We start from the raw sequence: 21,713 nt of genomic DNA, 5'->3' as shown, positions 1-21,713 counted from the left end.
CAGTCTCCGATAGGCGGCTCTGGCTGTCACAGAATATCCCTGCGGCGCCCACTAACTGAAATTGGTCCCCGACGTCAAGACCTCAGCTGGACCTTGGTGAAAACTTCATTTAATACCGGCGAGGCAGGATAACTGATGACCCGGTCGGAGAGGGCCAGTGCGGAGATCGGGAACGCGATGGGGACGGCGGGCAAGGACTCCGCGATCTGGGCGTTGATGGTCTGGTACTGCTGCGTGCGCTCCTGGCCGTTGGGCAGGCCGCGGGCGCGGTCGATCTTGGCGAACACCTGCGGGTCCTGGTAGCCGAACTCGCCGTTCTTCTCGGCGAAGAGCGGCGCGAGGAAGTTGTCCGCGTCGGAATACGAACCGTTCCAGCCGAGCAGATGCAGGGCGTGGTCGCCGGGATTCTGCACCTTCTGCAGGTAGCCGTCCGCCCAGTCGACGGGGACGGGCTTGATGTTCAGGCCGACGGCGGTCAGCTGGCGGCTGATTTCCGCATAGACCTTTTCCGGCGTGGGCAGGTACGGCCGGGTGGCGTTCATGGGGTAGTAGAACTTCAGGGGCTGGCCCTTGTAGCCGGCCTCTGCCAGGAGTTCCTTCGCCTTGCCGGGATCATGGCCCAGTGCAGGGGCGTTGTTGTTGAACCCGCTGAGCTTGGGCGGAACGAACTGTGAGGCCTGCGCCGTGTTGTCGATGAAGAAGCGCCTGATCAGCGTGTCCTTGTCGATGGCCAGTTCGATCGCCTGGCGGACCTTAAGGTCCTTCAGCACCGGGATTTCCTGGTTCATGCCCAGGTACATCACGGAGAACGGGTCCCGCTGGATGATCTGCTTGCCGCGTTTGACCAGCTGGTCGAAGTTCCCCACTGTCACCGCGTCATACCCGTCGATCCTGCCGTCCAGCAGGGCCTGGAGCCGCGTCTGCGGATGGTCGTAGGTGACAAATTTCAGGGTGGCGATCTGCCCCCTGGTGCCCCAGTACTCCTTGTTGGTCACGAGGGTGACGCCAGCGCTGTCCCACGCGGAGAAACGGAAGGGGCCGGTGCCCACGGGATGGGTGGCGTAAGAGGACAGTGCCTGGCTGCCGCGCCGGAGGCTGAGCTGGTCGGCCTTTCCGGCGGCGAGTGCCTTGGGAGAGGAAATTGCAAACGCCGGCAGCGTCAGGGCCTGCAGGAAACCGGTGAAGCGCTCCGTCAGGCTGATCCGCACCCGCAACGTCGAGAGGGCGGTGCAGGACTTGAAGACGGACAGCTCCGCGTGGTCGGCGTGTTCCTTAAAGACCCCCTTGAAAGTGGTGCCCGGAGCCTGCTTCCGCAGCGCCTCCGAAAACTTGAACCAGCGCTGGAAATTGGTGCAGACGGCGTCGGCGTTGAACGGGGAACCGTCGTGGAACCTGATGCCCGGGCGAAGAGTGAAGGTGTACGACAGCCCGTCCGGTGATTCCGTCCACGCCGTTGCCAGCAGTGGCGTGGGCTCGCCGGTTGTCTGATCCACACCCACGAGCCCTTCCAGGATCTGCCGGGTGACGCGCTGCGATTCGACGTCGTCGGCCAGCGCGGGGTCCAGGCCCAGGGGCTGCGAGGCGGTACCGAACGTGAAGGTCTCTGAAGGTGCTACCGCGGCTGTTGTGGTGCTCGGCGCAGCCGACGGCGGCGGGGCTTCGGCCTCGCTCGTGCAGGAGGTGAGGGACAGGCCCAGGAACACGGCGCCCGTCTTGAGGGCCGTACGGCGCGGGATACTGCTGCTGGGCACTCGATTACCACCTCTGGACTGCTGGGGTGCGCGTGGGCGGCTGCTTGCCCGGCACCCAGTCTAGTTGACGGATCGCCCACCCCTGGCTTATGCGTGAGCCAGGACACGCCGGGCAGCGAAAAGGCCGCGGTCCGCGCCGTGGGGCACGGACCGCGGCCTCTGCCCGGGAACGTGTCCCGGACCAGGCCCGGCGGCTACTTGGGCATCAGCACCGAGTCCACCAGGTAAACGGTGGCGTTCGCCGTCTGTACGCCGCCGCAGATCACGTTGGCGCCATCCACCTTGAGGGCATCCTTGGTGCCGGTCACGGTCACCGATCCGCCCTGCACGGTCTTGTGCGTGCCCGCGATCTTGTCCGGGGTGACCTGCCCCGGGACCACGTGGTAGGTGAGGATCTTGGTCAGGAGGGCGTCGTCCTTCTTGAGCGTCTCGATCGTGGCTGCGTCCACCTTCGCGAAGGCGTCGTCAACCGGTGCGAACACCGTGAACTCGCTGCCGTTCAGCGTGTCCACCAGGTTGACTTTCGGGTTCAGCTTGCCGGAGACAGCTGCTGTCAGTGTTTTCAGCAGCGGGTTGTTCGAGGCTGCCACGGCCACGGGGTCAAGAGCCATGCCTGCGACGGAACCCTTGCCGCTGGGGACCTGCTTGGCGTAGTCGGCGCAGCCGGGTCCGGCCAGGTTGGCCGCCGGATCCATAGCCGCGGACGAGGTCTCGGACGGGGACGGAGCCATGGTGGAGGCGGACGGCTCTGCGGCTGCCGAGGAGGTGCTGGACGTGCCGGCGGAGCCACCACAGGCGGTGAGGCCCAGCAGTGCTGCGGCTGCAATGCCTGCGACGGTGAAGGTTTGGCGCTTGACTGACTGCATTTCGATTCTCCTTGGTTGTGCCGAATATGGTGATCGGATGGAGTGCGGAGTCCTCCGGTGATCTTTTCCGACTGCGGGGCACCGGCCTGAGGTTCCAGGCTGTGGGGCGGTGTCTCACTGGGTATTCGCCGGACTGGCAGCCATGGATGGGTGGAACCGCAAAAGATTTTTAAATGAAGAAATCCCGGGCCGGAGCCCGGGATTTCTTCTTCATAAATTGTGCGCAAGGGGGGACTTGAACCCCCACGCCCGAAGGCACAGGAACCTAAATCCTGCGTGTCTGCCAATTTCACCACTCGCGCCCGGCTCCGCCTGGTGCACCCAGCCCGCTGTTAGCAGCGGGAAAACGTACGACGGCGGATGCCAGCCTCAATTGTACCGTCACCTGTGCGGTCCTGGCGGCAGGTGCCGCCCGGGTGTCAGGCGCAGGGTTAGCCGGCCTCTGCGAGCTTGAGGTCCTTCCGCAGCTTGGCGACATGTCCGGTGGCCCGGACGTTGTACTGGGCCACTGCAACTTTGCCGTCCTGGTCCACCACCACTGTGGAGCGGATGAGGCCCTCGTAAGTCCGGCCGTAGTTCTTCTTTTCGCCCCACGCGGCATACGCCTCGGCAACGGCATGGTCCTCGTCCGACAGGAGCGGGAAGGTGAGGCCTTCGGCGTCGGCGAATTTGGCCAGCTTGCCCACGGGGTCGGGTGAGATCCCCAGCACCTCGTAGCCGGCAGCCTGAAGCGATGCCAGGCTGTCACGGAAATCGCAGGCCTGCTTGGTGCAGCCGGGCGTGGCAGCGGCCGGGTAGAAATAAACGATGGTGTTCCGGCCGCGGTAATCGCTGAGGCTGACGTCCGCTCCCGTAGCGTCCTTCAGTGTGAATCCGGGGGCGGTGTCGCCCGGCGTAAGTTTTTCAGCCAACATTGACTCCTTGTTTTAGTTCAGGACATTTCAGCTTAGTAAGGGGTCCGTGCCAAGTACTAATCAGGCTTAGTTATACTTGGTGCTATGCCTGATATGGATCGCTGGCCCACGGGGCGCCTCTTGTCCACGGCGGCCCGCCTTGTTGAGCACTCCTGGAACGAGAAGCTGGGCGCCATTGGGCTGACCCATGCCGGCGTCATCGCCATCGAGGTGCTCTACAACAGCGGCCCCATGACGCAGGCGCAGCTTGCGCAACTCGTCCGTGTGCAGGCCCAAACCATGGGCAAGACGCTGAGCCGCCTCGAAGCGCATGGGCACATCGTGCGGCAGCGCAGCACGTCGGACCGCCGCAGCCACGTCGTATCGCTGACCGAGCGCGGCACGGAAGCTGTCATGGCTGCAGCCGACATGGAACGGTCCGTTCTCGCCGCGGCGTCCATAGACCCGGATTTGCTCCGCCAGGAGCTTCAGGCCGTGGTCAGGGAGTTGGCCAAACGTTTCGCTTCGCCGGAGACCAACGCCATTGTTGCCGGCGCCGACGCCGGACTGACGCTCGACGCCAAGTCCTAGCACCGCCTCCACCCGCCCGGGCACTACCCGCCGGCGGGTGCAGCGGCAGTGGTCCTGCGCGCCACCAGGTGCGGGGTCCGCACAACGTGCGCGGCCGGTTGCGCTCCTTCTATCCGCGCCACGGCCCGGTCCACGGCTGCCGCAGCCAGCAGCGGGGCATCCTGGCTGATCGAGGACAGCTGCACATAGCTGAGCCGCGCGAACTGGCTGTCGTCATAGCCCAGCACTGACACATCCGCCGGGACCTGCTGCCCCTGTGCCCGGAGGCTTTCGATGAGTCCGAGGGCGGCCCTGTCATTGAAGGCGATGACGGCCGTTGGCATGTCCTCACGCAACGAATTTCCGGCCGCCATCCCGTCTTCCTCCATCGGGCCGCCGGCAATGATCGTGGGCCGAAGGCCGCGGCGTTCCATCTCCGCCCGGAACGCAGCGCGGCGCGGCCCGGCAGAAACAGCAGAACCGCCGTCGACATGCACAATCCTCCGGTGCCCCAGGGAAACCAGGTGATCCACTGCCATCCGGATTCCCTCACGGTCGTCGCTGCTCACCGAGTCGGTGAGTTCGCCGACGTCGTTCCGGAGCAGGCTCACCACCGGCACCTGGCCGGCATACCGCCCCAGTTCGTCACTGCTGAGCGTGGGCGAAATCAGGATCAGGGCCTCGGACCCGAGATCCAGCAGGGCCTCGATGGTCCGCGTTTCGGGCCTGCCGCTGGTGACGCCGCCCAATGCGAGTTCGTACCCCTTGGCGCTGGCCTCGGCGTACGCGGCATCCACGATTTCGGTATGGAAAGCCTGGGCCGTGGAGAAGCTGAGTCCCAGGAGCTTGGTGCGGGTGCTGCGCAGCAGCCGGGCGCGGCTGTCGGGCCGGTAGCCGAGCTCGCGCGCGGCGTCGAGCACCTTCTTCCGGGTGGCTTCCGCCGCACCCGGGGCGCCGCGCATCACGATGGAAACCAGGGCCCTTGATACGCCGGCCGCTTCGGCTACATCCATCAGGGTGGGCCGCCGTTGCTGTTCAGTCATGTGCCTCCTTGCTGACAGCAGTCTATAGAACGATCTAGACAGAATGCCAAAGGCTGCGCCACGATCGGATCACTAGAACGATCTAGAGAACTGCGAAGGGAATTGAACCATGACCTACGTCCAGCAGCCGGCCGGTGAAAACCGCCCCCTCCGCCTTGGCCTGATAGGGGCAGGCTGGATCGGCGCCTTCCATGCCGAGTCCGTGGCGCGCCGCCTTCCCGATGCACGGCTGGACGCCGTCGCCGATCCGGCATTTGCCGCCGCCGAGGCTCTGTCCGGCAGGCTTGGCGTTGCCAGGATCACCGCCGATCCGGCGGACGTGATTGACGACCCCAACATCGACGCTGTCCTGGTGGCGTCTCCGGCAAGGTTCCATTCCGGCCTGATCGCAGCTGCGGCCCGGGCGGGGAAGGACGTGTTTTGCGAAAAGCCGGGCGGCCGCACTGTCGAGGAACTGGATGAGGCGCTGGCTGCTGCGGATGCCGCGGGGGTCCATGTCCAGTTTGGGTTCAACCGGCGCTTCGCGGCCGACTTCGCCGCTGCCAGGAAGCTTATCGACGACGGTGCCGTGGGCACCCCGCAGCTGCTGCGCTCCCTTACCCGGGACCCCGGCACGGCGTCCGGGCTCGCCTCCCCGGAGCGAATTGCGCCGGGAACGATTTTCCTGGAAACGCTGATCCACGATTTTGACACGCTGAACTGGCTGAACCCCGGGGCTGTTCCGCTGAAGGTGCATGCCGTGGCTGATGCCCTGGTGGCGCCGGACGCCAAAGCCGGAGGCCTGTTGGATACGGCCGTGGTTACTGTGACCTACAGCAACGGGGCCATTGCGGTGGCGGAAGCCAACTTCAACGCCCTGTATGGCTACGACGTGCGGGGCGAGGTTTTCGGATCGGCGGGTATGGTCACTGCCGGCGGTCCCCAGGCGTCAAATGCCGTGAGCTACACCGCCGCGGGCATTGCGTCGGACACCGTGCGGCGGAACATCGACCTCTTCCACGACGCTTATACGGCCGAACTCGCCCGCTTCGTCGAGCTGGCTGCGGCCCGCCGGGCGGGACGTGTTGATAGGGGAGCGCCGGCCCCGGGCGGCACCGACGCCCGCAATGCTCTCGCGGTGGCGCTGGCGGCGATCCGGTCGCACGAGACCGGTCTCCCGGTGGATGTTTCGGCTGTGGCGCACCTGGAGGCTGCAGAGCCTGAACTGCAGCTCACAGGACCGGAGTTCACAGGACCGCAGCTCGCAGGCCTGCAGCCCGCAGGACCGGGCGCATGAGCTTCCGGCTGGCGGCCTGTGCCGAGATGATCTACGGAGAGCTGCCCCTCGTCGAACGGGTGCGGCGGATCCATGAGCAGGGGTTCGAGGTGGAGCTCTGGGACACCCGGAACCGGGACATTTCAGCACTGGCTGCCACGGGTGCCCGGTTTTCCTCCATGAGCGGCTATTTCGGCGGCAGCCTTATCGACCCCGACAGCGCGGACCGGGTGGTTGAATCGGCGGAGAAACTCATTCCGACGGCACTGGAACTCGGCGTCGAGCGCCTGGTCATCCATCCGGCCGAACTTGGCGACGGCGGGGTTGCCGTACGGCCCCTCCACCGCTCCACTGGCCAGATGTGGCTGACCGGGCTCCGCACCCTGCAGCGGCTTGGCAGCCTGGGTGAACGGCACGGTGTGGTGTTTGCCCTTGAGAACCTCAATACGGTCCTGGACCATCCGGGCATACCGCTCGCACGGGCCAAGGACACGCAGGCGCTGGTATCCGCGGCCGACCACCCGAACGTGAGGATGATGCTGGACCTCTACCACGCTCAGATCGGCGAAGGGAACCTGATCCGGCTTGTCCGCGGCGCACTCCCGTGGATCGGGGAGATCCAGGTGGCTGACGTCCCGGGCAGGTGCGAGCCCGGAACGGGGGAGATCGAGTACACGGCTGTCGCCAAAGCGATCGCCGACGCCGGCTACTCCGGCGTTATTGGCCTGGAGGCAGCCGCCTCTGGTGGGGCGGGACCCGCTGCGGGGGACAAGGCCCTGGCGGCGTTCCGGAACGCCTTTTCGGCCGGAGTGCTGGCATCATCAAACTAATATCGTCCTAATGTTAGGACAAAGATTGACAAGGGTGATCCAAGTCACCATGATCAGAGTTATCAAGATTCCGGCCAGTGCGCGGTGGCATGGCCGGAGCCCGAATCAAAGGAGATTTTCGGTGAAGAAATTTTCATGGCGGAGGGTGGCGCTCGTTACGGCCGTCGTGCCGATGCTGGCCCTCAGCGCCTGTTCATCCACCGGCGGCAGGGCCCCGGAAAATGCGAACGCCGGAGCCGGCGGGCAGGCAGCGTCAACGCCGCGCATCAAGGTCGCCCTCATCACCCATGCTGCACCCGGTGACACTTTCTGGGACATTGTCCGCAAGGGCGCCGAGGAAGCTGCAGCCAAGGACAATGTGGAGCTGCTCTACACCTCAGACCCTGAAGGCGGACGCCAGGCCCAGCTGATCCAGCAGGCCGTGGACCAGAAGGTCGACGGCATTGCAGTGACCCTTGCCAAGCCGGACGCTTTGAAGGACGCCCTGAAGAAAGCCACCGACGCCGGCATCCCGGTGGTGAGCCTGAACGCCGGCGAGTCCGTGTTCGCCCAGCTTGGTGCGTTCACGCACTTCGGGTCGAATGAGAAACTGGCCGGCGAGGCAGTGGGCGACAAGCTCAACTCCCTCGGACTCAAGCACCCGGTCTGCGTCATCCAGGAGCAGGGACACGTCGGCCTCGAGGCGCGCTGTGGAGGTGTGAAGTCGAAGGTTCCGGCAACCGAAATCCTGTACGTGCAGGGCACGGACATGACCCAGGTGTCGTCCACGGTGACCGCCAAACTGCAGGCCACCGCTGACGCCGATGTCATCATCGGACTGGGTGCTCCGTACACGCTCACCATCCTTAAGGCGGTGACCACGGCCGGCAGCAAGGCCAAGGTGGCCTCCTTTGACATGAACGCCGAACTCGCCCAGAAGATCGCTGACGGCGACGTCGAGTTCACCGTCGACCAGCAGCCCTGGCTTCAGGGCTACGGTTCGGTGGATGCGCTGTGGCAGGCAAAGCGCGGCGGCTTCAAGCTCGGCGGGGGCCAGCCCGTCCTGACCGGGCCCACCATCGTGGACAAGGCCGGAGCAGCCAACGCCCTCACCTTCGCCCAGCAGGGAATCCGCTAGAGTCCGCCAGCCCCGTCCGGCGGTTACGCCGGACCGGGCAGCAAGGAGCATTCCAATGACCATGACCCAGACCATTACCAAACCGGCGGTGACCGACGAACGCGTCGGCAGGCGCAATCCGCTGCAGAAGCTGCTTGGCCGTCCCGAGGTGGGCGCCCTCGTCGGCGCGATCGTTTTGTTCGTTTTTTTCGCTTCCGTATCCCCGACCTTTACCCAGCCGAACGCCTTCGCCACGGTGCTCTACGGGTCCTCGACCATCGGCATCATGGCGGTGGGCGTGTCGCTGCTGATGATCGGCGGCGAGTTTGACCTCTCCACCGGTGTTGCCGTGATCAGTTCGGCGCTGACGGCGTCCCTGTTCAGCTGGTACTTCAGCACGAACGTGTGGGTCGGCGTCGGTCTGGCCCTGGTCGTCTCGCTCAGCATCGGCTTCATCAACGGCTGGATCCTCATCAAGACCAAGCTGCCGAGCTTCATCGTGACCCTGGCGACGTTCCTGATGCTGACCGGCCTGAACCTTGGCCTGACCCGGCTGGTCGGCGGCAGTGTGTCCTCGCCGTCAATCTCGAACATGGACGGGTTTTCCTCCGCGCAGGCCATCTTCGCCTCCTCGATCACGCTGGGCGGGGTGGAGGTAAAGGTCACCGTGTTCATCTGGATCGCCCTGGTCGCGGTGGCGTCCTGGGTGCTGCTGCGTACCCGCGTGGGCAACTGGATCTTCGCTTCCGGCGGGGACGCAAACGCGGCCCGCGCGGTGGGTGTTCCGGTAACGAAGACCAAGATCGGTTTGTTCATGGCCGTCGGATTCTGCGGCTGGGTTTTGGGGATGCACAATCTGTTCGCGTTCGACGCCGTGCAGTCCGGCGAAGGCGTGGGCAACGAGTTCCTCTACATCATCGCCGCAGTGATCGGCGGCTGCCTGCTCACCGGCGGGTACGGCTCCGCGGTTGGCGGCGCGATCGGTGCGTTCATCTTCGGCATGGCCAACAAGGGCATCGTGTACGCGCAGTGGAACCCGGACTGGTTCAAGTTCTTCCTGGGCCTGATGCTGCTGCTGGCCACCATCGTCAACCTCATCGTCAAGCGCCGCGCGGAACTGAAGTAGGAGCCGAGCCATGAACGCACACCAGATTGACCAGCAGACGCTGCTCAAGGACGAAAAAGACCCGCTGACGCACACCCCTGTCCACCTGCTTTCGCTGGAGAACGTCGGCAAGCATTACGGCAACATCATCGCGCTGCGCGACGTCACGATGGCGGTGGACAACGGCCGCGTCACCTGCGTCCTCGGTGACAACGGCGCCGGGAAGTCCACGCTGATCAAGATCATCGCGGGCCTGCACCAGCATGACGAGGGCGTCTTCAGGATCATGGGGGAGGAGCGCAAGCTGAATTCACCGCGGGAGGCCCTGGACGCGGGCATTGCCGCGGTGTACCAGGACCTGGCCGTCGTGTCGCTCATGCCGATCTGGCGGAACTTCTTCCTGGGCTCCGAACTGACCACCGGCGGGGGACCCTTCAAGCGCCTGGACGTCCAGCGGATGAAGGACATCACCAAGAAGGAGCTCTCGGACATGGGCATCGACCTGCGCGATGTCGAACAGCCCATCGGGCAGCTCTCCGGCGGTGAACGCCAGTGCGTGGCGATCGCCCGTGCCGTGTACTTCGGAGCCAAGGTCCTGATCCTGGACGAACCCACCGCCGCCCTCGGCGTGAAGCAGTCCGGCGTCGTGCTCCGTTACATCCTCCAGGCAAGGGACCGCGGCCTCGGCGTCATCTTCATCACCCACAACCCGCACCACGCCTTCCCCGTCGGCGACCGGTTCCTGCTCCTCAAGCGCGGCAAATCCATCGGCTACTACGAGAAAAAGGACATCACGCTCGAGGAGCTCACCGCGCAGATGGCCGGCGGCGCAGAACTGGCCGAACTGGCGCACGAACTCGAACAGCTCGGCGGCCACACCGACGCCCTCAAGGAAGTCCAGGCCGAAGTCGCCGACGTGCACGAGACCACGCCGGATGCCGGCAAGTCCTTGCAAGCCGACAGGGTCCCGGAATCCGGCAGGGTCCCGGAATCCGGCCGGGCACCGGAGTAAGGAAACCAGGGAAGGCAAGGAGGAGTATGACAGAAGTAACTCTTGGGCTCGTGGGAGTCGGCCGCATCGGCGCCATGCACGCCCGGAACATCACCGGCCTGAATGAGCTGATGAACCCGCAAGGCACCGCGGTGCACCTCAAGCTGACCGACGTCGCCGCGGAGCACGCCCGGTCGCTGGCTGCAGGAATACGCGCCGGGTTCGTTCCGTCCGTTGAGGCACTGCTTGAATCCGGCGTCGATGGCCTGGTCATCGCTACCGGAACGGCCACGCATCCGGATTTGATCAGGGCGGGCGTCGACGCCGGCATCCCGGTGTTCTGCGAAAAGCCCGTGGCCGTGAACGTGCCGGAATCACTGCCCGTGCTCGACCACATCCGGGCTGGGGGCGGTACGGTGCAGATCGGCCACCAGCGGCGGTTCGATCCCGGCTACCTCGAGGCCAAGCGTGCCTTCGGCGCCGGGGAGTTGGGATGGCTCCATACGATCCGGGCGGTCACGTGCGATATGGCACCGCCGCCGGTGGAGTTCCTCGCAACCTCCGGCGGGCTCTTCCGTGACTGCTCCGTCCACGATTTCGATATCCTCCGGTGGCTCACCGGCAGGGAAATCGTGGAGGTCTTCGCCAAGGGGTCAAACAACGGCGACCCCGCAATCGGCGCCGTCGGGGACGTCGACACCGCGCTCGCCGTGGTGACGTTTGACGACGGCAGCGTCGGAACGGTCTCGGCCACCCGCTACAACGGGGCTGGCCACGATGTCCGGCTGGAACTCCAAGGATCCGCCGGGTCCGTGATGGTGGGGATGGACGAGCAGATGGCGATGTCCTCCGCTGAACCCGGAGTGACTTTCCCGGCAGGGCCGCCGCACACGACTTTCGCCGAGCGGTTCCACACCGCGTACCGTGCCGAGATGGCGGCCTTCGTGGAACTGGTGCTGGGGCAGCGGGAGAACCCGTGCACACCTGAGGACGCCGTCGCGGCATCGATGGTGGCTGACGCTGCCCAGGCGTCGCTGCAGTCCGGGGAACCGGTGCGCGTCGCGCTCCAGACGGCGGGCTGACAGCGCTGCCATACAGAACTGCCGTACAGAAAGGGGAAGCCCCGCCTTCACGCTTGTCGGCGTGAAGGCGGGGCTTCGCTGGTGCACCCCCCGGGACTTGAACCCGGAACCCATTGATTAAGAGTCAATTGCTCTGCCAATTGAGCTAGAGGTGCATCTGTTGTTTCGTTCATCGGCGGGCTTTTGGTTCCCGCGTTGACCTCCGCAACGACATGCAACTCTACACGAAGTTTTGGCTGCCACAACACACGACCGCCTCCCGCGCGCCGGTATTCGGCGCAGTGGCTTTTCCCGGAACGACAAAGCCCCGCCTTCAGGCTTTCGCCTTGAAGACGGGGCTTCGGTGGTGCACCCCCCGGGACTTGAACCCGGAACCCATTGATTAAGAGTCAATTGCTCTGCCAATTGAGCTAGAGGTGCATTTTGTTGTCTTGTTCATTCGCGGGCTTTTATTCCCTCGCTGACCTCCGCAACGACATGTAACTTTACACGAACTTTTGGCCGGTGTGAAATCGGGGCGGACTGGACGTGCCAGCGCTACCGCGGAAGCCGCAAAATCAGCGCGAAATCAGGGTTTTGGTTGTTGCTGAGGGCCCACAAATCACCGTTAGGCGCCAGCGAAACGTTCCTGATCCGCCCAAACTCCCGTGTGAAATAGCCCACAGGATCCCCGGCATTTTCACCGGCGAGCGGTACGGCCCAGATGCGCTGGCCCCGCAGCGCGCCGAGATACGCCGTGTTGCCAACAATTTCCAGCCCGCTGGGCGAGGAGTCCGCTGTCGACGGCCAGACAGTCTCGGCGTCGATGAAGCCGTCCCGGTGGGGCGCCCCCGTGACCTCCGGCCACCCGTAGTTGCCGCCCGGCTGGATCAGGTTGAGTTCGTCATTCACATCCGGGCCGAACTCGCTGGCCCAGAGCCGGCCCTGGTTGTCGTCGGCCGCGGTGAAGTAAGCGTAGAGATAGCGGTCCGAGGCGAAGTCAGGCGACAGCGCCAGGCCCATCAGCCCGCCTTCACCGCCGGGTACGACGCCGGGCACGGCACCGATGGTGCCGACCCTGCCGTCAGTGACGGATTTGAGCAGTGCCGTATCGCGTTCGGAAATGACGGCCGTGCCGTCCGGCAGGAACACGGTCGACCAGGGAATCTGCAGCCCCTCGATCCTGCCCCGCACTTCCGGTGCCTGCGGCGGAGAGGGGGCTGCCGGGCTGGAAGAAGTGCCCTGTGTGGTGGGAGCCGGCGCGGAGGCCGAAGTAGCCCCGCCGGTTGTCGGCGGGGTGCTGCCCGGGGCCGGGGCGCCGCCGTCCCCGGTGCAGGCGGACAGCGACATCGTTAGGGCGGACATGGCGAGGGCAGCCGCGGCGGCTTGTACCGGATGGTTGCGTCTCATGCGCGTCCTTGGTCCGCGGGCTGCCGCCGCATGGCCCTAGCGCCGGGTCCGGCGCGGCGCCCGGAATCCCGCTGCCTCGGCATGCGCCACGGACAGGAACCAGACCTCCGCCTTGGCGTCCGCGTAGCCGGAGCTGTCTTCGTCGTAATAGGTCATGGCACTGACGTCGCCCTTGACGGTGTATCCCTCGGGGGCGCTGCCGTCTGCGGCCGGGGCGGCTGAACCTTCACCGTAGGGCTCAGCCCCGGCGGCTGGTGCACTTACCGGGGCGACCTGTTCCCGATGGATGGGCTGTTCGCCGAAGCCCCGCTCCGAGCCGAAGCCCTGTTCCAGATGATGAGGCTGCGGTTCGTGGCGCGGATGGGCTTCCTGGCGGGGCTGGGCCACATGGCTGGCACCTGCCTCGGTGGCAGCGGACGACTCAATCCGCTGCTGGGTTTCGGCCTCAGCATCCAGGGATTCGGCCGCTGCAGATTCGGCGCCCGGCAGGGTGGGGGCGTGGGGGTCGGTGTACTCGGCGTGGTGCGTCGGGGCGGCCGGCTGGGCGGGCCGTTCCGTGGCAGGCTGGGCAGCACGTGGCGCGCCGTGCCCGCCGGAGATGCCAGTCTGGCTGGAGCTGCCGGCCTCTGACCACTGGGCATCCCATTCGGCCTTGTCCCCGTCGTCGTCCCAGTCATCAACGTCCCGCCCGGCGGACGGCGCCGAGGGGCGGGCGGTGGCGGCTTCCCAGGATTCGATGTCCGGTTCCACATCCTCGGGCTCCCGGCGCGCCGGTGCGGGGGAGGGGCGGGAGGCCAGCGGTGCGGCTTCCGCCGCTGCCGGCCCGGCGTCCGGTTCGGCAAGACGGCCGGTCTCCGGAACGGTGCGGGTGATGTTCGACGGCGGCCCCGCCGCTGCTGCGGCAGCGGACGGCGCCCCTTCCGTCCGGGTCGATCCTGCGGAAGTGCTTTCCGCCGGGGAGGCCAGCTGTTCGTTCCGTGCCGCGTCCGCTGCCGTTCCCCGCGAGGTCCGGTTCAACAGCCACCAAACGACGGCGATGATCAAAACGATGACAATGACCCAGATAATCCACTCCATAGCACAGCCTTTCATCCGTCACGCTAGGTTGCCGTTGCTTGACGGTACGTCGGTGTCAATAGGGCTGTCTAGGCTTGTCAGAGCCGGTTTTGGCTACGGAAGACGGTCCTCACGTCTCATATGATGAGACGTGAGTCCACTATTTGGGCCAGTTTTTTCTGGAAATTGGGCAAAAGGGGCCGCTTCCGGTCGTTGGCGGTCCTTGAGGAGTCATAGACTTTGACCCATGAGTGAGGACGCCCTGACTGAAACCGCCACCAAGCCTGACATTAAGCCCCGGAGCCGGGTTGTCACTGACGGCATTCACGCGGCTCCGGCACGCGGAATGTTCCGGGCTGTCGGCATGGGGGACGATGACTTCGCCAAGCCGCAAATCGGCGTCGCGAGTTCCTGGAACGAAATCACTCCCTGCAACCTCTCCCTGAACCGGCTCGCCCAGGGCGCCAAGGAAGGCGTCCACGCCGGCGGCGGGTTCCCGATGCAGTTCGGCACCATCTCCGTGTCCGACGGCATCTCCATGGGCCACGAGGGCATGCACTTCTCCCTGGTCTCCCGCGAAGTCATCGCCGACTCCGTGGAAACCGTCATGCAGGCAGAGCGCATCGACGGCTCCGTGCTGCTGGCAGGCTGCGACAAGTCCCTTCCGGGCATGCTCATGGCAGCCGCGCGCCTGAACCTTGCCAGCGTCTTCCTGTACGCCGGCTCCATCATGCCGGGCTGGGTCAAGCTGGAGGACGGCTCCGAAAAGGAAGTCACCCTCATCGATGCGTTCGAGGCGGTCGGTGCATGCGCTGCCGGCAAGATGAGCATGGAAGACCTCACCCGTATCGAAAAGGCGATCTGTCCCGGCGAAGGCGCCTGCGGCGGCATGTACACGGCCAACACCATGGCCTGCATCGGTGAGGCCCTCGGCATGTCCCTGCCCGGGTCGGCAGCCCCGCCCTCGGCGGACCGCCGCCGTGATGAATTCGCGCGCAAGTCCGGCGAGGCAGTGGTCAACCTGCTGCGCAACGGCATCACGGCGCGCGACATCATGACCAAGAAGGCCTTCGAGAATGCAATCGCCGTCACCATGGCCTTCGGCGGATCCACCAACGCTGTCCTGCACCTGCTGGCCATCGCCCGCGAGGCAGAGGTCGAACTGAGCCTGGACGACTTCAACCGCATCGGGGACAAGATCCCGCACCTGGGCGACCTGAAGCCGTTCGGCCGCTACGTCATGACCGACGTCGACAAGATCGGCGGAGTACCGGTGATCATGAAGGCGCTGCTCGACGCCGGCCTGCTGCACGGGGACTGCCTCACCGTCACGGGCAAAACGGTCTCCGAAAACCTCGAGGCCATCAACCCGCCGGACGTCGACGGCAAGATCCTTCGCGCGCTGGACAACCCGATCCACAAGACCGGCGGCATCACCATCCTGCACGGCTCGCTCGCCCCCGAGGGCGCCGTGGTGAAGAGCGCCGGCTTCGACGCCGACGTCTTCGAAGGCAGCGCCCGCGTGTTCGAGCGTGAACAGGGCGCGCTGGACGCGCTGGACAACGGCGAGATCCAGAAGGGTGACGTCGTGGTGATCCGCTACGAAGGCCCCAAGGGCGGTCCGGGCATGCGCGAGATGCTCGCCATCACCGGTGCCATCAAGGGCGCCGGACTGGGCAAGGACGTCCTGTTGCTCACCGATGGCCGATTCTCTGGCGGAACCACCGGCCTGTGCATTGGTCACGTTGCGCCCGAAGCGGTCGACGGCGGCCCCATCGCCTTCGTCAAGGACGGCGACCGGATCCGCGTGGACATCGCAGCACGCACCTTCGACCTGCTCGTTGACGATGCAGAACTCGAAGCCCGCAAGGAAGGCTGGGCGCCGCTGCCGGCCAAGTTCACCAAGGGTGTGCTGGCCAAGTACGCCAAGCTGGTCCACAGCGCCAGCACGGGCGCCTACTGCGGGTGATTTTTTAGGCCTGGGTAACCAGGCTTAATAAGGGATGCTCCAAGGGGCCCTGAACACACGGCGCCTGCGCCGCGCGCTTGGGGTGGGAGCTTCCCGAAAAATGGACAATGATGTCCATATGGTGAGATAGCGTTAACCTTCGTTGACACCTATCTCACTTAGAGGGAAAACTGAACGCATGATCGCACTCGTTACCAGCCGCGCCGCTGCAAATGCAGTCGTCGTACTTACCAAGCGCGTGGCTCCATAGCCCGACTGGTAACGAACTGTCACGCGCAACCCCTCGAAGAGCCGCCAGGCTGAGGGGTTTTTTTATTTTCCGGGCGGGACGGAACGTTCAGTTTTCCAAGCACAACACCAATTCAAGATCCACTAAGGAAGAGTTCGATGAGCAAAGGATCGCCCATCAGCCCCTCGCTGATGGCTTCAAAGTCCGCTGGAGCCCCCAAGGCTCCGGAACGCGTCGACAAGCCGGCTGATGCCGGCGTCGACACTGCTGCAGCCGCCTCTCCTGTCCTTGGGCCGAACAACGTCGTACCCCCGACGGTGATGACCGGCTCAGAAGCAATTGTCCGTTCGCTCGAAGAACTCGGCGTCGACGATATTTTCGGTTTGCCCGGTGGCGCGATCCTGCCCACCTACGACCCCTTGATGGCCTCCAAAATGAACCACGTTCTGGTCCGTCACGAACAGGGAGCCGGCCACGCCGCGCAAGGCTATGCCATGGTCACCGGCCGGGTGGGCGTCTGCATCGCCACCTCGGGCCCGGGTGCCACCAACCTCGTCACCGCCATCATGGATGCGCACATGGACTCCGTTCCGCTCGTGGCCATTACCGGCCAGGTTTCCAGCGGCGTGATCGGCACCGACGCCTTTCAGGAAGCCGACATCGTGGGCATCACCATGCCCATCACCAAGCACTCGTTCCTGGTGACGGACGCCAACGACATTCCCCACGTCATGGCCGAGGCCTTCCACCTGGCCTCGACCGGACGGCCCGGCCCGGTCCTCGTTGACGTTGCCAAGGACGCCCAGCAGGGGCAGATGACCTTCTCCTGGCCGCCCAAGATCGACCTGCCGGGCTACCGGCCCGTGGTCCGCGGCCACAACAAGCAGGTCCGCGAGGCCGCCAAGCTGATCTCGGCCGCCAGCAAGCCTGTCCTGTACGTGGGCGGCGGTGTGGTCAAGGCCCACGCCTCAGCCGAACTCCGCGAGCTGGCAGAACTCACCGGTGCCCCCGTGGTCACGACCCTCATGGCCCGCGGTGTCTTCCCGGACTCGCACCCGCAGCATGTGGGCATGCCCGGAATGCACGGCACCGTCTCGGCCGTGACGGCCCTGCAGCAGGCTGACCTGCTGATTACCCTGGGCGCGCGCTTTGACGACCGCGTCACCGGCGTCCTGAAGACCTTCGCGCCGAACGCCAAGGTCATCCACGCCGACATCGACCCCGCGGAAATCTCCAAGAACCGCACCGCCGACGTTCCCATCGTTGGCTCCGTGAAGGAGATCATTCCGGAACTGACGGAAGCTGTCCGGACCCAGTTCGGCGCCTCCGGAACCCCGGACCTGACGAACTGGTGGGCGTTCCTGAACAACCTGAAGGAAACCTACCCGCTGGGCTGGACCGAACCCGAGGATGGCCTGACCGCCCCGCAGCGCGTCATTGAGCGCATCGGCGCCCTGACCGGGCCGGAGGGTGTGTACGTGGCAGGCGTTGGCCAGCACCAGATGTGGGCGGCGCAGTTCATCAAGTACGAGCGCCCGCACGCCTGGCTGAACTCCGGCGGTGCCGGCACCATGGGCTACGCCGTTCCGGCTGCCATGGGTGCCAAGGTGGGGGAGCCGGACCGCGTGGTCTGGGCCATCGACGGCGACGGCTGCTTCCAGATGACCAACCAGGAACTGGCCACCTGTGCCATCAACAACATCCCCATCAAGGTTGCCGTCATCAACAACTCCTCGCTGGGCATGGTGCGGCAGTGGCAGACCCTCTTCTACGAGGGCCGCTACTCCAACACGGACCTGAACACCGGCCACGAGACCATCCGGATCCCGGACTTCGTCAAGCTCGGCGAGGCCTACGGCTGCGCGTCCTTCCGGTGCGAGCGGGACGAGGACATCGACGCAACAATCCAGAAGGCGCTGGAAATCAATGACCGCCCCGTGGTCATCGACTTCGTGGTCAGCCCCGACTCCATGGTGTGGCCGATGGTGCCCGCCGGAGTCAGCAACGACCAGATCCAGGTTGCCCGCAACATGACCCCGGAATGGGAAGAGGAGGACTGATCATGAGCCGCCACACACTGTCCGTTCTGGTCGAAGACAAGCCCGGTGTGCTGACCCGCGTGGCCAGCCTTTTCGCCCGCCGTGCCTTCAACATCAATTCCCTGGCCGTCGGCCCGACGGAAGTTCCGGGCATCTCCCGGATGACCGTCGTCGTCGACGCCGACGGTGACCTGATCGAACAGGTCACCAAGCAGTTGAACAAGCTGGTCAACGTGATCAAGATTGTTGAACTTACTTCCGAATCTTCCGTACAGCGCGACCACATCCTGGTCAAGGTACGTGCGGATGCCGCAACTCGTCTGCAGGTGACCCAGGCTGCAGACCTGTTCCGCGCTTCAGTGGTCGACGTCTCCACAGACTCGCTGGTCATTGAAGCAACTGGCCATCCCGAAAAACTCACGGCACTGCTCTCAGTGCTGGAGCCCTTCGGTATCCGCGAAATTGTGCAGTCCGGCACCTTGGCCGTTGGACGGGGATCCCGCTCCATGAGTGATCGGGCGCTACGCTCCGCGTAAGGCACAGCCTAGGCGGGGGCATCGCCCGGAAACGCAGCACCAAAGACACACATCTACAAAAAATCCACTCAAGAGGAGTTACGCAAGTGACTGAAATGTTTTACGACGACGACGCAGACCTGTCGATCATCCAGGGTCGCAAGGTTGCCATTGTCGGCTACGGATCCCAGGGCCACGCCCACGCACTGAACCTGCGCGACTCCGGCGTCGAGGTTGTTATCGCCCTCCAGGAAGGCTCCAAGTCCACCGCCAAGGCTGAGGACGCGGGCTTCCAGGTCAAGAACGTTGCCGACGCCGCCGAATGGGCCGACGTCATCATGATCCTGGCACCGGACCAGCACCAGCGCTCGATCTTCAACGACTCCATCAAGGACAAGCTGACCCCGGGCAAGGCCCTCGCCTTCGCGCACGGCTTCAACATCCGCTTCGGCTACATTGAGGCACCGGAAGGCGTTGACGTCATCCTGGTCGCCCCGAAGGCTCCGGGCCACACGGTCCGCCGCGAATTCGAAGCCGGCCGCGGCATCCCGGACATCATCGCTGTGGAGCAGGACGCCTCCGGTTCCGCCTGGGAACTGGCCAAGTCCTACGCCAAGGCCATCGGCGGCACCCGCGCCGGTGTCATTAAGACCACCTTCACCGAAGAGACCGAAACCGACCTCTTCGGCGAGCAGGCTGTCCTCTGCGGCGGCGTGTCCCAGCTGATCCAGTACGGCTTCGAGACCCTGACCGAGGCCGGCTACCAGCCGCAGATCGCCTACTTCGAGGTGCTGCACGAGCTCAAGCTCATCGTTGACCTCATGTGGGAAGGCGGCATCGCCAAGCAGCGCTGGAGCGTCTCCGACACCGCCGAGTACGGCGACTACGTCTCCGGCCCGCGCGTCATCACCCCCGAGGTGAAGGAAAACATGAAGGCCGTCCTCGCAGACGTCCAGTCCGGTGCCTTCGCCAAGCGCTTCATCGAAGACCAGGACAACGGCGCCGTCGAGTTCAAGGAACTGCGCGCCAAGGCTGAGCAGCACCCGATCGAGGGCGTTGGCCGCGAACTGCGCTCCCTGTTCTCCTGGCAGCAGCAGGACCAGGACTACGTCGAAGGCTCTGCAGCCCGCTAAGGCTGCCCCCCTTTCAGCGTGACAGTGAGGCCGGGTTCACACTTAACAATGTGAGCCCGGCCTTTCCCTACGCCTAGACTTTATTTACCCCCAGGACTTCAACGCAGAGGATCAGCTGTGTCAAAACCCGTAGTACTGCTTGCCGAAGAACTTTCGCCCGCCACCATCGAGGCGCTTGGCCCGGACTTTGAAATCCGCCAGACCGACGGCGCCGATCGTTCCCAGCTGCTTTCTGCCATCGGGGACGTTGACGCCATCCTGGTCCGCTCCGCCACCAAGGTGGACGCCGAGGCCATTGCCGCCGCGAAGAACCTGAAGGTCATCGCCCGTGCCGGCGTCGGGCTGGACAACGTGGACATCAAAGCCGCCACCCAGGCCGGCGTCATGGTGGTCAACGCCCCGACGTCGAACATCGTGTCTGCCGCGGAACTGACTGTGGGCCACATCCTGAGCCTGGCCCGCCACATCCCGCAGGCCAGCGCCGCCCTGAAGGACGGCGAATGGAAGCGCTCCAAGTACACGGGCATCGAACTGTTCGAGAAGAAGATCGGCATTATCGGCCTGGGCCGCATCGGCGCCCTGGTCGCCGCCCGCCTGCAGGGCTTCGACACCGAGATCCTCGCGTACGACCCCTACATCACCTCCGCCCGCGCCGCGCAGCTCGGCGTGAAGCTCGTCACGCTCGACGAACTGCTGGCGCAGTCTGACTTCATCACCATCCACATGCCCAAGACGCCGGAGACGGTTGGCATGCTGGGCGCCGACGCCTTCAGGAAGATGAAGGACACGGCTTACGTCGTTAACGTTGCCCGCGGCGGCCTCGTGGACGAGGAAGCCCTGTACACCGCGCTGCAGGACCGTCAGATCGCCGGCGCCGCCGTGGACGTCTTCGTCCAGGAGCCCAGTACGGACCTGCCGTTCTTCAAGCTGGACAACGTTGTGGTCACCCCGCACCTGGGCGCGTCCACCGACGAGGCACAGGAAAAGGCCGGCGTCTCCGTCGCGAAGTCCGTCCGCCTCGCCCTCGCCGGGGAACTGGTTCCGGATGCCGTGAACGTCGCCGGCGGCGTGATCGCCCCCGACGTCCGCCCGGGCATCCCGCTGATCGAGAAGCTGGGCCGCATCTTCACGGCGCTGACCCACGCCTCCGTGACCCAGATCGACGTCGAGGTTGCCGGCGAGATCGCCGCGCTTGACGTCAAGGTCCTGGAACTGGCCGCTCTCAAGGGGATCTTCGCCGACGTCGTCACCGAGCAGGTGTCCTACGTCAACGCCCCGGTGATCGCTGAGCAGCGCGGCATCAACGTCCGGCTCATCACCACCCCTGAAGCCGAGGACTACCGCAACGTCCTGACCCTGCGCGGCGCCCTGAGCGACGGAGCCCAGATCTCCGTTTCCGGTACCCTGACCGGACCCAAGCAGGTCCAGAAGCTCGTCGGCGTGAACGGCTACGACGTCGAGATTCCAGTCAGCGAGCACCTGGTTGTGGTCTCCTACGCGGACCGTCCGGGCGTCATCGGCACGATCGGCCACATCCTGGGCATGAACAACATCAACATCGGCGGCATGCAGGTGGCACGGAACGCGGAGGGCGGCCAGGTCCTGGCGCTGCTCACCATCGATAGCTCCGTCCCGCAGCAGGTGCTGGACGCCATCAAGGCCGGCATCGGTGCCGAGATGGTGCGCGAAGTGGACCTCGAGGACTAGTCCCCGAAGAACTGGTCCGCAGGGACCAGGGTCCTAACGCGGGGTGAACTCCACGTCCCCTGGAGTTCACCCCGGCCAAGTATGATTGGCCGGTCTGCGTACAATGGCTAGGTTCGAATTCAAGGATCCAGCCGGCAGGCCGGCCAATACTTTTTGCACGCCCTCAAGGGACACCTCCACTTTCTGGTCATAGT

The 21,713-nt window shown here is 65.1% G+C and carries 18 protein-coding genes and 3 tRNA genes; 12 read left to right on the top strand and 9 right to left on the bottom strand.

The window, feature by feature from the left end; genetic code table 11:
* Positions 1 to 74: 74 nt before the first annotated feature.
* The 4 genes from ACFTR6_RS00765 to bcp form a co-directional block, all read right to left on the bottom strand.
* Positions 75 to 1,751, bottom strand: a complete 1,677-nt coding sequence (locus ACFTR6_RS00765; RefSeq protein WP_377956554.1) for an ABC transporter substrate-binding protein — start codon at positions 1,749 to 1,751, stop codon at positions 75 to 77.
* Between the two features lie 194 nt (positions 1,752 to 1,945).
* A complete protein-coding gene (locus ACFTR6_RS00760; RefSeq protein WP_076802115.1) occupies positions 1,946 to 2,617 on the bottom strand; it encodes a fasciclin domain-containing protein in 672 nt (223 codons plus the stop codon).
* Positions 2,618 to 2,837: 220 nt separating this feature from the next.
* A tRNA-Leu gene (locus ACFTR6_RS00755) sits at positions 2,838 to 2,919 on the bottom strand.
* A gap of 129 nt (positions 2,920 to 3,048) precedes the next feature.
* Positions 3,049 to 3,528 (bottom strand): thioredoxin-dependent thiol peroxidase, encoded by a 480-nt coding sequence (gene bcp, locus ACFTR6_RS00750; protein WP_076803828.1) that lies wholly within the window; start codon positions 3,526 to 3,528, stop codon positions 3,049 to 3,051.
* Between the two features lie 96 nt (positions 3,529 to 3,624).
* Here bcp and ACFTR6_RS00745 point away from each other — a divergent pair, with 96 nt between their 5' ends.
* Complete coding sequence (locus tag ACFTR6_RS00745; RefSeq protein ID WP_087872955.1) at positions 3,625 to 4,101, top strand: MarR family winged helix-turn-helix transcriptional regulator; 477 nt, start codon at positions 3,625 to 3,627, stop codon at positions 4,099 to 4,101.
* 23 nt (positions 4,102 to 4,124) lie between these two features.
* Here the strand turns inward: ACFTR6_RS00745 and ACFTR6_RS00740 are convergent, their stop codons facing one another.
* Positions 4,125 to 5,123, bottom strand: coding sequence for a LacI family DNA-binding transcriptional regulator (locus ACFTR6_RS00740; protein ID WP_377956553.1), 999 nt, complete (start codon positions 5,121 to 5,123; stop codon positions 4,125 to 4,127).
* Between the two features lie 109 nt (positions 5,124 to 5,232).
* Between ACFTR6_RS00740 and ACFTR6_RS00735 the strand changes: the two genes are divergently transcribed.
* The 6 genes from ACFTR6_RS00735 (at position 5,233) to ACFTR6_RS00710 (ending at position 11,482) form a co-directional block, all read left to right on the top strand.
* Positions 5,233 to 6,399 carry a Gfo/Idh/MocA family oxidoreductase gene (locus tag ACFTR6_RS00735; RefSeq protein WP_377956552.1) on the top strand — a complete coding sequence of 389 codons (1,167 nt, stop codon included), beginning with the start codon at positions 5,233 to 5,235 and terminating at the stop codon, positions 6,397 to 6,399.
* The gene (locus tag ACFTR6_RS00730; RefSeq protein ID WP_377956551.1) at positions 6,396 to 7,208 is read left to right on the top strand and encodes a TIM barrel protein; all 813 of its coding nucleotides are present in this window, start codon (positions 6,396 to 6,398) and stop codon (positions 7,206 to 7,208) included. Before ACFTR6_RS00735 ends, ACFTR6_RS00730 begins: the two co-directional genes overlap by 4 nt.
* 121 nt (positions 7,209 to 7,329) lie before the next feature.
* Complete coding sequence (locus tag ACFTR6_RS00725; RefSeq protein ID WP_087872960.1) at positions 7,330 to 8,325, top strand: substrate-binding domain-containing protein; 996 nt, start codon at positions 7,330 to 7,332, stop codon at positions 8,323 to 8,325.
* Positions 8,326 to 8,380: 55 nt separating this feature from the next.
* The gene (locus ACFTR6_RS00720; RefSeq protein WP_087872961.1) at positions 8,381 to 9,430 is read left to right on the top strand and encodes an ABC transporter permease; all 1,050 of its coding nucleotides are present in this window, start codon (positions 8,381 to 8,383) and stop codon (positions 9,428 to 9,430) included.
* Between the two features lie 10 nt (positions 9,431 to 9,440).
* Entirely contained in the window at positions 9,441 to 10,421 is a 981-nt protein-coding gene (locus ACFTR6_RS00715) for an ATP-binding cassette domain-containing protein (protein WP_253250371.1), read from the top strand.
* A 26-nt stretch (positions 10,422 to 10,447) separates the two neighbouring features.
* On the top strand, positions 10,448 to 11,482 hold the full coding sequence (locus tag ACFTR6_RS00710) for a Gfo/Idh/MocA family oxidoreductase (RefSeq protein ID WP_087872962.1): 1,035 nt from the start codon (positions 10,448 to 10,450) through the stop codon (positions 11,480 to 11,482).
* Positions 11,483 to 11,561: 79 nt separating this feature from the next.
* Here the strand turns inward: ACFTR6_RS00710 and ACFTR6_RS00705 are convergent.
* The 4 genes from ACFTR6_RS00705 to ACFTR6_RS00690 form a co-directional block, all read right to left on the bottom strand.
* Positions 11,562 to 11,637 (bottom strand) — tRNA-Lys (locus ACFTR6_RS00705).
* 189 nt (positions 11,638 to 11,826) lie between these two features.
* A tRNA-Lys gene (locus ACFTR6_RS00700) sits at positions 11,827 to 11,902 on the bottom strand.
* Between the two features lie 117 nt (positions 11,903 to 12,019).
* Positions 12,020 to 12,871 carry a PQQ-dependent sugar dehydrogenase gene (locus ACFTR6_RS00695; RefSeq protein WP_377956550.1) on the bottom strand — a complete coding sequence of 284 codons (852 nt, stop codon included), beginning with the start codon at positions 12,869 to 12,871 and terminating at the stop codon, positions 12,020 to 12,022.
* A gap of 36 nt (positions 12,872 to 12,907) precedes the next feature.
* Positions 12,908 to 13,948: a hypothetical protein gene (locus ACFTR6_RS00690; RefSeq protein ID WP_377956549.1), complete on the bottom strand. Its 1,041-nt coding sequence runs from the start codon at positions 13,946 to 13,948 to the stop codon at positions 12,908 to 12,910.
* A gap of 226 nt (positions 13,949 to 14,174) precedes the next feature.
* Here ACFTR6_RS00690 and ilvD point away from each other — a divergent pair, with 226 nt between their 5' ends.
* The 5 genes from ilvD to serA all read left to right on the top strand — a co-directional run bounded on the left by ilvD (position 14,175) and on the right by serA (position 21,519).
* On the top strand, positions 14,175 to 15,896 hold the full coding sequence (gene ilvD / locus ACFTR6_RS00685) for a dihydroxy-acid dehydratase (RefSeq protein WP_377956548.1): 1,722 nt from the start codon (positions 14,175 to 14,177) through the stop codon (positions 15,894 to 15,896).
* A gap of 387 nt (positions 15,897 to 16,283) precedes the next feature.
* On the top strand, positions 16,284 to 18,185 hold the full coding sequence (locus tag ACFTR6_RS00680; RefSeq protein WP_076802144.1) for an acetolactate synthase large subunit: 1,902 nt from the start codon (positions 16,284 to 16,286) through the stop codon (positions 18,183 to 18,185).
* Between the two features lie 2 nt (positions 18,186 to 18,187).
* On the top strand, positions 18,188 to 18,700 hold the full coding sequence (gene ilvN, locus ACFTR6_RS00675) for an acetolactate synthase small subunit (protein WP_076802147.1): 513 nt from the start codon (positions 18,188 to 18,190) through the stop codon (positions 18,698 to 18,700).
* Between the two features lie 86 nt (positions 18,701 to 18,786).
* Complete coding sequence (gene ilvC, locus ACFTR6_RS00670; RefSeq protein WP_076802149.1) at positions 18,787 to 19,812, top strand: ketol-acid reductoisomerase; 1,026 nt, start codon at positions 18,787 to 18,789, stop codon at positions 19,810 to 19,812.
* A gap of 117 nt (positions 19,813 to 19,929) precedes the next feature.
* Positions 19,930 to 21,519, top strand: coding sequence for a phosphoglycerate dehydrogenase (gene serA, locus ACFTR6_RS00665; RefSeq protein WP_377956547.1), 1,590 nt, complete (start codon positions 19,930 to 19,932; stop codon positions 21,517 to 21,519).
* Positions 21,520 to 21,713 lie beyond the last annotated feature (194 nt).

This window comes from Arthrobacter sp. NPDC057009, from assembly GCF_042673905.1.
Lineage (GTDB): Bacteria > Actinomycetota > Actinomycetes > Actinomycetales > Micrococcaceae > Arthrobacter.
The sequence above is the reverse complement of the archived record's forward strand: the minus strand, read 5'-3'. Positions and strand labels throughout refer to the sequence as shown.

What these genes read in the sequence shown, in the direction of transcription:
- ACFTR6_RS00760 (WP_076802115.1), bottom strand. Translation starts at nt 2,617, where the DNA reads ATGCAGTCAGTCAAGCGCCAAACCTTCACCGTCGCAGGCATTGCAGCC.
- ACFTR6_RS00745 (WP_087872955.1), top strand. Translation starts at nt 3,625, where the DNA reads ATGGATCGCTGGCCCACGGGGCGCCTCTTGTCCACGGCGGCCCGCCTT.
- ACFTR6_RS00740 (WP_377956553.1), bottom strand. Translation starts at nt 5,123, where the DNA reads ATGACTGAACAGCAACGGCGGCCCACCCTGATGGATGTAGCCGAAGCG.
- ACFTR6_RS00735 (WP_377956552.1), top strand. Translation starts at nt 5,233, where the DNA reads ATGACCTACGTCCAGCAGCCGGCCGGTGAAAACCGCCCCCTCCGCCTT.
- ACFTR6_RS00730 (WP_377956551.1), top strand. Translation starts at nt 6,396, where the DNA reads ATGAGCTTCCGGCTGGCGGCCTGTGCCGAGATGATCTACGGAGAGCTG.
- ACFTR6_RS00720 (WP_087872961.1), top strand. Translation starts at nt 8,381, where the DNA reads ATGACCATGACCCAGACCATTACCAAACCGGCGGTGACCGACGAACGC.
- ACFTR6_RS00715 (WP_253250371.1), top strand. Translation starts at nt 9,441, where the DNA reads ATGAACGCACACCAGATTGACCAGCAGACGCTGCTCAAGGACGAAAAA.
- ACFTR6_RS00710 (WP_087872962.1), top strand. Translation starts at nt 10,448, where the DNA reads ATGACAGAAGTAACTCTTGGGCTCGTGGGAGTCGGCCGCATCGGCGCC.
- ACFTR6_RS00695 (WP_377956550.1), bottom strand. Translation starts at nt 12,871, where the DNA reads ATGAGACGCAACCATCCGGTACAAGCCGCCGCGGCTGCCCTCGCCATG.
- ACFTR6_RS00690 (WP_377956549.1), bottom strand. Translation starts at nt 13,948, where the DNA reads ATGGAGTGGATTATCTGGGTCATTGTCATCGTTTTGATCATCGCCGTC.
- ilvD (WP_377956548.1), top strand. Translation starts at nt 14,175, where the DNA reads ATGAGTGAGGACGCCCTGACTGAAACCGCCACCAAGCCTGACATTAAG.
- ACFTR6_RS00680 (WP_076802144.1), top strand. Translation starts at nt 16,284, where the DNA reads ATGAGCAAAGGATCGCCCATCAGCCCCTCGCTGATGGCTTCAAAGTCC.
- ilvN (WP_076802147.1), top strand. Translation starts at nt 18,188, where the DNA reads ATGAGCCGCCACACACTGTCCGTTCTGGTCGAAGACAAGCCCGGTGTG.